At 68.7% G+C, this 12,209-nt stretch carries 12 protein-coding genes and 2 tRNA genes; 5 read left to right on the top strand and 9 right to left on the bottom strand.

Annotation, left to right across the window (positions count from 1 at the left end):
• Positions 1-130 precede the first annotated feature (130 nt).
• Positions 131-409: a DUF1540 domain-containing protein gene (locus tag HW274_RS05150; protein WP_075253938.1), complete on the top strand. Its 279-nt coding sequence runs from the start codon at positions 131-133 to the stop codon at positions 407-409.
• A 117-nt stretch (positions 410-526) separates the two neighbouring features.
• Here the strand turns inward: HW274_RS05150 and HW274_RS05145 are convergent, their stop codons facing one another.
• The 9 genes from HW274_RS05145 to HW274_RS05105 all read right to left on the bottom strand — a co-directional run bounded on the left by HW274_RS05145 (position 527) and on the right by HW274_RS05105 (position 7,277).
• Positions 527-1,414, bottom strand: a complete 888-nt coding sequence (locus HW274_RS05145; RefSeq protein WP_075253937.1) for a hypothetical protein — start codon at positions 1,412-1,414, stop codon at positions 527-529.
• Between the two features lie 126 nt (positions 1,415-1,540).
• Positions 1,541-2,188 (bottom strand): MarC family protein, encoded by a 648-nt coding sequence (locus tag HW274_RS05140; RefSeq protein WP_004565154.1) that lies wholly within the window; start codon positions 2,186-2,188, stop codon positions 1,541-1,543.
• An 84-nt stretch (positions 2,189-2,272) separates the two neighbouring features.
• Positions 2,273-2,348, bottom strand: a tRNA-Ala gene (locus tag HW274_RS05135).
• A 40-nt stretch (positions 2,349-2,388) separates the two neighbouring features.
• Positions 2,389-2,461 (bottom strand) — tRNA-Ala (locus HW274_RS05130).
• 93 nt (positions 2,462-2,554) lie between these two features.
• Positions 2,555-3,196: a histidine phosphatase family protein gene (locus tag HW274_RS05125; RefSeq protein WP_075253936.1), complete on the bottom strand. Its 642-nt coding sequence runs from the start codon at positions 3,194-3,196 to the stop codon at positions 2,555-2,557.
• Positions 3,193-3,612, bottom strand: coding sequence for a ribosome silencing factor (gene rsfS, locus HW274_RS05120; protein ID WP_075253935.1), 420 nt, complete (start codon positions 3,610-3,612; stop codon positions 3,193-3,195). Before rsfS ends, HW274_RS05125 begins: the two co-directional genes overlap by 4 nt.
• Positions 3,613-3,678: 66 nt before the next feature.
• The gene (locus HW274_RS05115; RefSeq protein ID WP_075253934.1) at positions 3,679-5,364 is read right to left on the bottom strand and encodes a hypothetical protein; all 1,686 of its coding nucleotides are present in this window, start codon (positions 5,362-5,364) and stop codon (positions 3,679-3,681) included.
• Positions 5,354-6,037: a nicotinate-nucleotide adenylyltransferase gene (gene nadD, locus HW274_RS05110; RefSeq protein WP_034491657.1), complete on the bottom strand. Its 684-nt coding sequence runs from the start codon at positions 6,035-6,037 to the stop codon at positions 5,354-5,356. The genes HW274_RS05115 and nadD overlap by 11 nt, the downstream gene beginning before the upstream one ends.
• Positions 6,038-6,215: 178 nt before the next feature.
• Positions 6,216-7,277, bottom strand: a complete 1,062-nt coding sequence (locus HW274_RS05105) for an ROK family protein (RefSeq protein ID WP_185989362.1) — start codon at positions 7,275-7,277, stop codon at positions 6,216-6,218.
• Positions 7,278-7,560: 283 nt separating this feature from the next.
• Between HW274_RS05105 and HW274_RS05100 the strand changes: the two genes are divergently transcribed.
• The 4 genes from HW274_RS05100 (at position 7,561) to HW274_RS05085 (ending at position 12,203) form a co-directional block, all read left to right on the top strand.
• Complete coding sequence (locus HW274_RS05100; RefSeq protein WP_075253932.1) at positions 7,561-8,337, top strand: DeoR/GlpR family DNA-binding transcription regulator; 777 nt, start codon at positions 7,561-7,563, stop codon at positions 8,335-8,337.
• 112 nt (positions 8,338-8,449) lie between these two features.
• Positions 8,450-9,742, top strand: a complete 1,293-nt coding sequence (locus HW274_RS05095; protein ID WP_075253931.1) for a glycosyltransferase family protein — start codon at positions 8,450-8,452, stop codon at positions 9,740-9,742.
• Positions 9,739-11,034, top strand: a complete 1,296-nt coding sequence (locus tag HW274_RS05090) for a glycosyltransferase (protein ID WP_185989361.1) — start codon at positions 9,739-9,741, stop codon at positions 11,032-11,034. The genes HW274_RS05095 and HW274_RS05090 overlap by 4 nt, the downstream gene beginning before the upstream one ends.
• Entirely contained in the window at positions 11,034-12,203 is a 1,170-nt protein-coding gene (locus HW274_RS05085; protein ID WP_185989360.1) for a glycosyltransferase family 4 protein, read from the top strand. The genes HW274_RS05090 and HW274_RS05085 overlap by 1 nt, the downstream gene beginning before the upstream one ends.
• Positions 12,204-12,209: the final 6 nt, after the last annotated feature.

The raw sequence follows: 12,209 nt of genomic DNA, 5'->3' as shown, positions 1-12,209 counted from the left end.
AAAACGGCGTCATTTCAACGTTCTTCGGTGCGCTGCGAGGCAGGGCAGGCTGCCCTTCGTTGCCGGGGAGCGGATGCGGATTTACGTTATTCATGTCCGCAGCGCACATCCGCTCGAAAGGAAAAGCACCATGTCCGTCACCAAGATCTCCACCTGCGCCACCACCTCCTGCGCCTTCAACAACGGCGGCTGCACCGCCTTCGCCATCACCGTCGGTGGCGACAACGGCGCACCGGCCTGCGACACCTTCATCAGCCTCGACGCCCGCGGCGGCCTGCCGGTGGCCGAGGGCCACGTGGGTGCCTGCCAGCGCCTCGAGTGCGTCCACAACAAGGACCTCATGTGCACGGCCGAGGCCGTGACCGTCGGGGGCGACACCGCCGCCTGCACGACCTACGAGGTTCGCTGACCGGAAGGCTCTCCAGCTCGAGCGGCTGGGGGCCAACGGGGGATGCCACCGCATGGTGGTATCCCCCGTTTCGGCTTTCGCGGCCAGCTGGTCGCAGCCGCGGCTGAGCTGACGGCCTCAGGGCCGAGTCAGGCGCTGCGGCAGAGCGTGAGAGGCCAGCTGCTCCAGGGCCGGCCCCACCTCGCAAGCGTCGGCCAGTGCCTGCCCGAAGGAGACCACCAGTGTGGTGACCTCCTCACCGGTGATGGACATGAGGGTCACCCCGTGAGCATCGACGTCGACGCACAGGGTCCTGTCCCACAGCGTCGGGCACACCCCGACGGCGGGCCGGGAGGAGCAGATCCATCCGGGCATCTGTCCCTCGCGCACGGCCTCGCACACAGCCCGCAGACCGAGCTGGCCGACGGCGCTGACCGCCTCGTGGGCGTCCATGATCGCCTGAGGGCTCCAGGACGCTGAGGGCGCCGCAGCGGCATCTGCCGTGTCGATGTCGAGGATCTCCTCAATGTCGTGGCTGGAGACCCCGGAGACGCAGTGAAGCATGACCCGTTCACAGGTGATGACGCCCAGCCGGCCGCCGGGACCCGCGGCGATCTCCCGGACCCGCTCGAGCGGATCCTCCCCGACGATGGCGCAGTGGCAGGCAGAAGCCCGAGAGGAGGCCAGGAGCAGGGCGCGGTCCTCGCCCTCGACCCACGTCAGGCTCCCCAGCAGGTGAGCGGTGGCAGCCGTGATGCGCACGCCGGGCTCGGCGGCGTCGAGAGTGATATCGAGTCGGATGTCGACGGCGACGTCGTCCGGCGCGATGGCCAACGGGGTGCCCTGGGGAGGACATGCGGCAACGAGGATCCGGCCATCGGCTCGCAGGGCATGAGCGACGAAGGCGGCCGGCGCGGAGGGGTCGATGCGGTAGGCCGTTACCGCGGCGCTCCCGCTGCCGGCCAGAAGACGCCGGGCCATGCGCCGGGCACGCTGCATGATGTCGGGAACCTGAACGGACGTCACACGCTTACCTTCCTACCGTGTTGCCGCACGTGGGGGCGGGTGCTCCGGGCAACATCTGAAGGTGAGGCTACCCTCAGAGTGGTCGAGGGGCCAGTTCCTTGCTGAAACCCGCACGTGGAGCGTGTCTCAGCGAGCCAGCCCGGGGAAGAGGTGCTGGATCCCGACGACGATCATCTGCACCGCGATCGAGGCCAGGATCATGCCCATGAGGCGGGTCATGATGGTGCGCATCGTCATGGACAGGCGAGCACCAATACTGGCTGAGAAGTAGAGAACGATCCCGAGCGCCGTCAGGACGGCCGCCAGGGCAGCTGCAACCGCCGCATGCCCGCCCAGTCCCTGGGCCTGGGACTGGATGACGATGATGGTTGCGATCGTTCCCGGCCCCACGAGGATGGGGAAGGTCATGGGGTAGAAGGAGACGTCACTTCCACCACCGGCAACGACGTTGTGCTGCGTCTTCTCCTGCGTACTGCCCTCGTGAGCGCTGGAGCCGCTGCCGTTGAGCATGGACAAGGAGATGATGAGCAGGACGATTCCGCCTGCAATCCGGAAATCGTCGACGCCAATGCCGAAGAATCTCAGGATCGTCGCACCCAGGAGCAGGACGACGGTGCACATGACGGTGGAGGAGATCGTGGTACGAACCGCTGTGCGCCGCTGGGTCGCAGCATCCTGTTCCTGGGTGAGGCTCAGGAACAGGGGCAGGTTGACAAAGGGGTTCATGATCGCGAAGAAGGCGCCTAGCGCCTTGATGAGCACAGCAGTAGCCATCCCCACATTGTGCCGCACGCGGCAACGGCGGGCGGAAAAATAAAATGGCCCTCGCCTCATGGCGGGGCCTCCATATTGGTGGTGTGGTGGAGCTAGGGGGATTCGAACCCCCGACCTCTTCCATGCCATGGAAGCGCGCTACCAACTGCGCCATAGCCCCGTGAAGGGTGTCCCACTCGGCGTTCACTCCGAGGGGATCGTGGAGCTAGGGGGATTCGAACCCCCGACCTCTTCCATGCCATGGAAGCGCGCTACCAACTGCGCCATAGCCCCGTTCGGGCGTCGCTCGCGTGCGGCGACGCGGATAACTGTATGAAGTTCGGACCCGTCAGAGCAAATCCGCACCACGTGCGCTACCTCACCTGCTCAGCCCAGGATCCTGCCCAGCGGACTGGAGTCCACCGGTGGTCCGGCGTTCCACGTCACCACCGCCCAGCCCGGAGGCCGTTTGTTGGTCCGCAGAAGTGCATAGCAGCAGTTGCTCATGCCACGCAGGCCGAACCAGTGCTGGGCGTCCATCCCCAACAGGTAGGTGGCCCCCAGGTTGGTGGCCGCTCCGTGGGAGACGGCCACGATGACGTCGTCCTTCTGAGAACCTGCGACGATGGCCTTGAGCGCCTCCCCCACTCTCTCGGCGGTATGACGGCGCCCCTCGATCCGGAACTGAGGGAGGTCTCCCCCGGCCCGCCAGGTGGCGTAGTGCTCCGGCCACTGCTTTTTGATGTCAGCGGCCTTGAGGCCCTCCCAGTCCCCGAAGGACTTCTCCGCCAGCCCCTCATCGATCTCGACGCTCAGTCCGGTCAGCGACGCCAGCGCCTCGGCCGTGTCCCGAGCCCGAGTCAGCGGGGAGGAGACGATGCGAGTGGGCCCCAGGGCCGAGATGTCCTCGGCGGCGCGCCGGGCCTGGTCACGACCGGTCTCATTGAGAGGGACGTCGACCCGGCCCTGAATGCGCCCTTGACTGTTGTAGTCGGTCTGGCCGTGGCGCCACAGAATGAGATCCGTCATGACGCAGTGGTCTCCCGACCGCCGAGGGAATCACCGTCCCGGCTGCCCCCATGCGCCAGGTCCGCCGGCAGCTCGATGGCGGGGCAGTCCTTCCACAGGCGTTCGAGCGAGTAGAACTCCCGGTCCTCATTCTGCAGGACGTGAACGACGACGTCGCCGTAGTCCACCAGGACCCAGTGGGCGTCGGCGAAGCCCTCCCGGGTACGGCGCTTGGCCCCGGCTCGGTGCATGGCCTCATCGACCGCATCGACGATGGCGTGGACGTGGCGGTCGTTCGCCCCGGAGGCCAGCAGGAAGACGTCGGTGAGCCCCAGTCGCTCGGAGACGTCGATGGCGGCAAGGTGCTCAGCCTTCTTATCGGCCGCCGCGCGAGCGGCAGCGATCGCCAGGCAGGTGGCGTGTTCAGTGGCGGACACGGATCTCCTTCGGGACGGTCAGTCGGACATCATGCGGCAGCGGCGACTGTACCGTGCCCGCCTCCGTCAGACGAGCTGACGGATCCACTCCCCCGCACCGATGCTGGCCGCCATGGCGCTCGTGCCACCACCGAGCTTGCCGTTGGAGATCAGCAGCGCCAAGACAACAGCGATGATAATCAGCAACAGGACGATGATGAGTGCGGCCATGAGGATCTTGCCGGTACGCGAGGAGCCGGGCTGCTCCATCGGCAGGACGTGATCCGGGGTGGGAACCCTTCCGGTCACCTCGTTGACGGGAGCCAGGTAGGGCTCCTCAGGGACCTCGGCAGCCGGGGCCGCCACGGAGTCCCACTCGGAGGCCCCCATCGGACCGTTGCCGTTCTCGGCCTCGTCGCTGTAGAAGGCGTAGGGGCCGACGGCATCGCCGGAGACGGCTGCGGTCTCGGCCGTTCCGTCGACGATCGCCTCCTGGAAGCTACCCGCCTGCGGGGGCTGATGCAGCGACCTCCACTGCGGGGCCCCGGGCGCACCGAACTCGGAGTCCTGTGCCCCCTGAGTCGAGGGCGCCGACGTCGACACCACCATGGTCTGCGCCTCGATGTCGACCTCGACCTCGGCGTCGTCCTGCACCATCGGTTCCTCGATGGAGGGGGTGCCGTAGACGTCCTGCACGTCGGCGGCCTCCTGGGCCGACGGCGAGCTGTCAACGGGCTGGACCGAGCTGAGCTCTCCCGTGGAGGCGTTCACGGTGCGCACCCCCTGCGCAGCGGCCGGAATCCGCACGATGGGTCGGCGCACCGAGCCTGCGGAGGACGCCGATCCGGCACTGACCCCACTGCGGGAGGTCTCGGCGCTCCGCATGGCCCCGGCCTGCCCGTAGGCGGCGACGTCGGCAGCACCGGGGGCGGTTGCGGAGATGGCGGGAACAGCGGAGGCGGCGCTCACGGCCTCGACCGCCGAGGAGGACTGCGAGGAGGCGTCCGCGTCGTCCTGAGCCACCGGCTCGAGACCCTCCCGGTAGTCGTAGGGGCTGGTGGCGGGCTCCTCGGTCTCAGCGCCGCCACTCACCTCGACGGCGCCCTGAGGCTCATTATCCTGTGGGCTCTCCGGCTCCTCCGCCTCGGAGACGGAGCCTCCTTCAAGACGGTCCTTGAGTGAGAAGCGGGTGGGGACCGGCGCCGGCTCGGAGCTGGCGTTCGCGGCCCAGTGAGCGTCGTAGTCAAGGGTGGCCACCGGCAGGTCGACGGCCTCCATCAGGCCCGTCTCGATCTCGGAGATCGCCACGGCCTCGGCCGCCGACAGCGAGCGCCAGCTCGGAGCAGAGGCGGCCGGCCCCTCGGAGACGGACATGCTCAGGGGCGGGTTCTGCCCGCCCTGCTCGAGATAGTCACCCCCGTCCAGGGCGGTGGGCTCGGCCGGCTCCCCCGGCCCGGACTCGACCTCGTCACCGGAGGTGGCGGAGGAACGGGAGGTGACCGACGCAGGATCGGCAAGAGGGTCCTGGAGCGCCTGAGCCTGCTCAGGGGTGATCTCGCCCGCCTCGACGGCAGCCCTGAGCGCCTTGGCCTCCTCGCGCAGACGCCGCATCTCACGCCGGGTCAGGAGCGGCTGCTGACCGGTCAGGATCGCCTCGCGCTCCGCGGCGCGCTCCGCCTGTCGGATCGCACGACGACTACCGCGTGGAGCGTGCTCATCCTGCGTCGGCTCCTCGGACGTGGGGGCATTGACGCCGGTCTGCTCAGTGCTCACCGTCGTTCTCCTTCCTCAGGGACTGCTCGCGGGCCACTCTCGCCGTCATCGACGTCGCCGACGCCGGCCGCAAGGCCATACGATAGAGCCCGTACTTGCGTATGTACTGCACGACACCGTCAGGGACCAGGTACCACACCGGAGCCCCCTCCCCGACCCGCTGGCGGCAGTCAGTCGACGAGATCGCCATGGCCGGCACCTCGACCAGCGAGATCCGGTCACGGGGAACCCCGGAGTCACTGAGGACGTGCCCGGGACGCGTCACCCCCACCAGATGAGCCAGGTCGAAGATCTCCTCACTGTCCTTCCAGGTGAGGATCTGCGCCAGCGCGTCGGCTCCAGTGATGAAGTACAGCTCCGCGCCCGGGTACTCGGCCGCGATGTCATGAAGGGTGTCGATCGTGTAGGTCGTCCCGCCCCGGTCGATATCGACCCGGGAGACCGTGAACCGCGGGTTGGAGGCGGTGGCGATCACCGTCATGAGGTACCGGTGCTCAGCCGGGGAGACCTTGCGCTCCTTCTTGAAGGGCTGGGCCCAGGTGGGCACGAAGATGACCTCGTCGAGAGCGAAGACGTTCTGCACCTCACTGGCTGCGACCAGGTGCCCATGGTGGATCGGATCAAAGGTTCCACCCATGATGCCGATGCGAAGCGGACGAGCAGACAGGGTCACGCGCTGCGCCTCGCTTCTCTCCTGGGGGACACGTTTGGTTCTCCTCAACCGGCTTGGACAACTACAGTTGGCGAACATACTGCCACGGCCTGCCCCCATTGTGGGTCTCCGCAACGCCATAAGCGAGTTATCAGCCAAGGGCGCAGAGACGCGCGGTGGCATTCGGGCTGCTGTCAGGCTACTTCCAGTCGGCCAGGGCGCGCCCCGCCGCCCCCAGCGCCGGGGCGGTCGCCCCGAGCCGGGCCGCCACCAGCCGCGGCGCCGGCAGGTCGCCCACGAGATCCGTCACCCGGCCTCGCAGAGGCTCCAGGAATGCAGCCTCGTCCGCCCGCATCAGCTCGGAGTTGACGACGACGTCGAGGGGGCCGAGCAGACCCACACCCTGAGCGATGAGCTCAGCCAGGCAGTCCAGGCCGGTGTCCCAGACGCGGCGCGCCTCCCGGTCCCCCGAGGCGATCGCGCCCAGGAGGGACTCCAGACCCGAGGCGCACTGGGTGATTGACTCTTCGGAAGCGTCGTCGCAGCCACCCGGCTCCGGCGCGGCGGAGTCATCGAGCATGCCGGCGGTGTGCCGCCTGACCATTGCGCACACGGAGGCGACGTCCTCCAGGCGGGCCCGCTCCCCGCTCCAGTCCGGATCGGGAACCAGGATCCGACCAACCTGACCGGCCCAGCCCTCACCGAGCACGGGGGCGCCGCCCAGCAGGACGGCGGAGGAGATCCGCTCGCCGACCGCCAGATAGAGGCAGTTCCTCCCGGCCGCGCCCCACTGGCTCTCGGCCCAGGCGCCGCAACCGGCATCCTGATAGAGCCTCACCTCAAGACTTCCGGAGAGTCCGGGTGACCCGGAGGCCTGAAACGACAGCGACCGTCTCACCAGACTCACCAACGGGGCGTCCTGCAACCCAAGAGTCTCGCTGCGGCGCACGCGCCCCTCGTCCTCGTCGACGACACCGGGCACACTGACCCCGACGACGAGAGCCGCCGCCTCGGACGCCTCAGTACCGAGGTCGCCGGCGAGGCCCGCGCACAAGGACTGGATCGCGCTCCCGATCTCCTGGGCCAGCCGGTCGGCGTCTGCGCGGCACTGCCTGGGAACCGGCCGCTCCACGGAGGAGATGACACTCCCCCGGCCATCAGTGACAACCGCGGTGACGGCGTCGGCACTGACATCGACCCCTATGGCGACGGCGCCCTCCCCACGGCGGAGGGGCGCGGCAAGGTCAGCGGGACAACCCATATCTTCTCTGTTCTCGGAGGCGGGATGGCGAGCCCACGGGGCCACCACTCCACACAATGACGTGATTGATGTCGACGACAGTAGCAAGGTTTATATCGCGATGTGTCGCTCTCAGGAGGCAACCGGGGACATCCCTGAACTATGCTGACGTCGGTACACCGACTACCTGCCGCACGGTCACTAGAATACGGCAAGTGGTTGATGCACAAATCAACCGTACATCCCCTCCCACCCCATCCCCTCTCCGTCCCGCACCACCCCCTTGACCCCCAGGAGGATCGAGATGTCTCGGCATGATCGCCATTCGGCCATCCTCGACATCATCATGGACGAGGGCAGCGTCCATATCGACGACATCATCACGCGGCTGGGGGTCTCGGCGGCGACCGCGCGACGCGACCTCGACCATCTGGCGGACCAGCAGCTGGTCAGCCGCACCCGTGGCGGAGCCATCGCCAACCCCACCTCCACCGAGCCGCCTCTGCGCTACCGCACCTCCAAGATGGCCGACGAGAAGACCCGTATCGCCAAGGCGGCGGCCGCTCTGGTGCACCCTGGCGACTCCGTCGGTCTCAACGGCGGCACCACGACCACCGAGGTGGCTCGCGAGATCGCGCTCCTGCCGGCGCTGACCGATCCGGAGGTGCCGGTCACCCTGGTCACCAACGCCGTCAACATCGCCAACGAGATGGCCGTGCGCCAGTGCGTGCGCGTCGTCGTCACCGGGGGGATCGCGCGAGCCCGGTCCTTCGAGCTCACCGGCCCTCTGGCCTCTCTCATCCTTCCCTCGATCAGTGTGGGCACGCTCTTCCTGGGAGTCGAGGGACTTGATGAGAGGGGCGCCTACGCGCAGCACGACGGGGAGGCGGCCATCAACGCCGCACTGGTTGAGGCCGCCGAGCACGTCGTCATCGTGTGTGACAGCTCCAAGCTCGGCAGCACGGCCTTCGCCCTCATCTGCCCCACCTCCAGGATCGACACGGTCATCACCGACGACGGCGCCTGCGCCGACCAGGTCGAGGCCCTGCGGCAAGCCGGAGTCCAGGTGCAGCTGGTCTAGCATCCGACAAACCTGAGAGCTTTCTCATCCACCCCTAATCGTCATCTTCTTCTGGCCGGTCAGGATCGTTTCAGAACGATCCAGAACCGACACCGGGAGAAGAGAGACGATCATGACGAGCGCTCCCCTACGCGTGGCCCTCTACAGCCACGATGCCAAGGGGTTGGGACACCTTCGCCGCAACCTCGCTCTGGCCCACCACCTGGCCCGGGCACTGCCGGGGCTCACCGGCCGTGACGTCACCGGCCTGGTCATCACCGGTCTGGCCCCGGGCCAGGAGTACCGCCTCCCCGACGGCTTCGACTGGCTGGTGCTGCCGGGGATCAAGAAGTCTAAGGGCATCTACCAGCCCCAGCGCCTGCGCATCACCCACGAGGACCTGGGCGAGGTCCGTAGCGCCCTGCTGAACGGCGTCCTGAGCACCTTCGCCCCGGATCTGCTCATCATCGACCGACACGCCTACGGGGTGCACCAGGAGCTGCGCGAGCCCCTGACTCACCTGCGTCGCACTCACCCCTTCGCGCGCGTGGTGCTCGGTCTGCGCGAGGTCCTGGACACCCCCGCAACCGTGCGGCGCGAATGGGATGAGCTCGGCGAGGCCGACACGCTGCGCCGGCTCATCGACGAGGTCTGGGTCTACGGGGACGTCGCTGTCCACGACCTGAGCGCCACCGGCGAGGCCCCGCCTGCGCTGGAGGAGCGGATGCACTACACCGGTTACCTCGCCCACGGTCGCGACATCGCCGAGCCCAGGGACGGCTCCGAGGCCTCATCCGCGTTGGCCGGTAACGCCCTGGACCCCGAGCCCTTCATCCTGACGACCGCCGGTGGCGGCTCCGACGGCATCAACCTGCTGCGTGCCGCCGCGCAGGTACGCGTCCCTGACGGCTACCGGCATGTCGTGGTCACCGGCCCCCAGCTCGACGCCGCCCTGTTCCACCAGGTCGCTCAGGCGGCCGGTCCCCGCACCGTGGTGCGCCGGTCCTGGCCCGGCATGAGTCGCCACATCCAGCAGGCCGCAGCGGTCATCGCGATGGCCGGCTACAACACGGTCACCGAGATCCTCGCCTCCGAGACCCCGGCCCTCCTCGTCCCGCGCGAGACGCCTCGTCTGGAGCAGTTCATCCGGGCCTCCGGCCTGAAGAAGGTGGGCGCCGTCGACCTCCTGAGAGTCACGGATCTGAGTGCCGCAGCGCTGGAGGACCGGCTCTCCGAGCTGCTGGGCGACCAGGAGGCCGCCCATCGCCAGCTGATGGGGCGACGTCGTCTGCGTCTGGACGGCCTGGCCACGGTCCCCCTGCTGGCCGCCGAGCTCATGGACCAACGACATGACGCTCCTACCACGAGCCCGACCTACCTCACCAGCCACGCCACCAGCCTCACCAGGATGGAGATCCCCGCATGAATCCCCCACTCGACACCCACCAGCCCCACCAGGGCGCCCCCCGTATCGGATACGTCCTCAAGGTCTACCCCCGCTTCTCGGAGACCTTCATCGTCACCGAGATCCTGGCCCGCGAGGCCCAGGGCGAGGACCTGAGCATCTATGCGCTGCGTCCCACAACGGACGCGCGCTTCCACCCCGAGATCGCCCGGGTCGCCGCTCGCGTCAACTGGGTGGGCCGACCGAACCGGGCCATTGACCTATGGAGCCAGCTCACCGAGGGCCTGACCCGCCAGGAGGACCGCGAGCGCTTCGCCGCCATCATGCCGGTCCTGGCCGAGCTGCCCGGTGACGTGGTGGCCCAGGGTGTGGAGCTGGCGCGCCAGGCGCGCCGGGACTCCATCACCCACCTGCACGCGCACTTCGCGTCCCTGGCGGGGCGAGTGGCGTGGATCGCCTCGGCCCTCACCGGCATCCCCTACACCGTGACCACCCACGCCAAGGACATCTTCCACGAGTCGGTGAACCCGGTGTGGCTGCGCCGGATCTGCTCCGACGCCCAGCGGGTCATCGCCATCAGTCGTTACAACGAGGACTACCTGGGAACCGTGCTGGCTGGCACGGGGGCCACGGTGTCGCTGCGCTACAACGCCCTGGAGCTGGATCGCTTCTCCTACCGTGCCCCACAGCCGGTGTCCGCCACGAGGGCAGAGCCGCTGCGGGTGTGCGCCGTGGGTCGCCTGGTGCCCAAGAAGGGCTTCGCCGACCTGGTCGAGGCGGTGAGGATCCTGGTGAGCTCGGGTATCGATATCGAGGTGGAGCTGGCCGGTGACGGCGATGAGCGTGAGCGCCTGACCGAGCAGATTGAGCGCCTGGGACTGGCCGACAGGATCCATCTGCTGGGTCCGCTCACGCAGGCGGAGGTGCGCGATCTGCTGGCGCGCTCGGACGTGTTCGCGGCGCCCTGCATCGAGGCGGCCGACGGCAATATCGATGGTCTGCCCACGGTGGTCCTGGAGGCGATGGCCTGCGGGACGCCGGTGGTGGCCACGGCGGTGTCGGGACTTCCGGAGGTGGTTCATGACGGCGTCACCGGGATTCTTCTTCCCCCGGGTGACCCGGCCTCGCTGGCCGCGGCCCTGCGTGGGATCGCACAGGGTGAGGTGGACACCATCGCGCTGTCGCGCGGTGCGCGGGCACTGATTGAGGAGCAGTTCGACTCCCGGGCCCAGGCCGCGGTGCTGGCCGCCTGGCAGTCGGGTCCCGTCCCCGCTGCCGGCATGCACCTGGCCGATCAGGAAGGAGCCGCCTGATGCGCATCGCCTACATCTGCTGCGACCCGGGCATTCCGGTGTTCGGGACCAAGGGCGCCTCGGTGCACATTCAGGAGGTCGTTCGCGAGCTGCGGGCCGCCGGCCACGAGGTGGTGCTTTACGCCCTGCGCTCAGGCGAGCACGTGCCCGCCGACCTGGCCGATCTCGAGCTGCACCTGGAGACGGTCGCCGACGTCCCCCCCGCTGAGCGGGAGCAGGAGCAGGTGCGTGCCGCCCAGAGGATCGCCTCGCGGGTGATCGCCGACGGCGCTGACCTGGTTTACGAGCGCTACTCCCTGTTCTCCACGGCTCTGGCCGACATCACTGCGGCCACTGGGGTGCCGGGGATCCTGGAGGTCAACGCTCCGCTGATTGACGAGCAGCGTCGTCACCGCTCGCTGGTGGACGCCTCCGGCGCCGAGCAGGCGCTGCGCCGTCAGGTCGGGGCGGCCCGGGTCACGGTGTGCGTCTCGGACCCGGTGGCCGACTGGGTGCGTCGTCGCACCGCCGATCTGCCGGATGCGAACGACGTCGTGGACCGGATCCACACGGTTCCCAACGGCGTGAGCGTGCGCCGTATCCAGCCTCAGCCGGCGGACCCCGAGCGGGTGGTCGTCACTTTCGTGGGGACGCTCAAGCCCTGGCACGGGGTGGCCGACCTCATCACGGCGGCGGCCCTGGCGCGTCAGCGGTGGAGCCTGCGGATCATTGGCGACGGCCCTGAGATGGAGACGCTCCGGGCGCAGGCCGAGCGCCTGGGGGTGGAGGCGGACTTCCGTGGGGCGGTCGCCCCGGAGGAGATCCCCACTCACATGGCGGGTTCGGCGATCGGGGTGGCCCCTTATCCGGATCTCGGGGGCCTGGAGCAGCAGTACTTCTCCCCCATGAAGGTCCTGGAGTACCTGGCCGCCGGGCTGGCGGTCGTGGCCTCCGACGTCGGTCAGATCCCCCAGCTGCTTGGGGAGGGATCGCAGCGCCACGGCGTGCTCGTGGCGCCCTCGGACCCCACGGCGCTGGCCGCGGCCCTGGATGATCTGGCGGCCTCCCCCCAGCGGCGGGCCCGGATGGGGCGAGACGGTCGTCTTCTGGCCGAGGAGCGCCACTCCTGGAATCGGGTCGTCACCCGGATCCTGGGGCTGGCCGGCGTCGCTGAGGGTGGTGGGCGGTAATGGCTC

Origin of the sequence: Actinomyces sp. oral taxon 169 (assembly GCF_013394715.1) — a bacterium.
GTDB lineage: Bacteria > Actinomycetota > Actinomycetes > Actinomycetales > Actinomycetaceae > Actinomyces.
The sequence above is the reverse complement of the archived record's forward strand: the minus strand, read 5'-3'. Positions and strand labels throughout refer to the sequence as shown.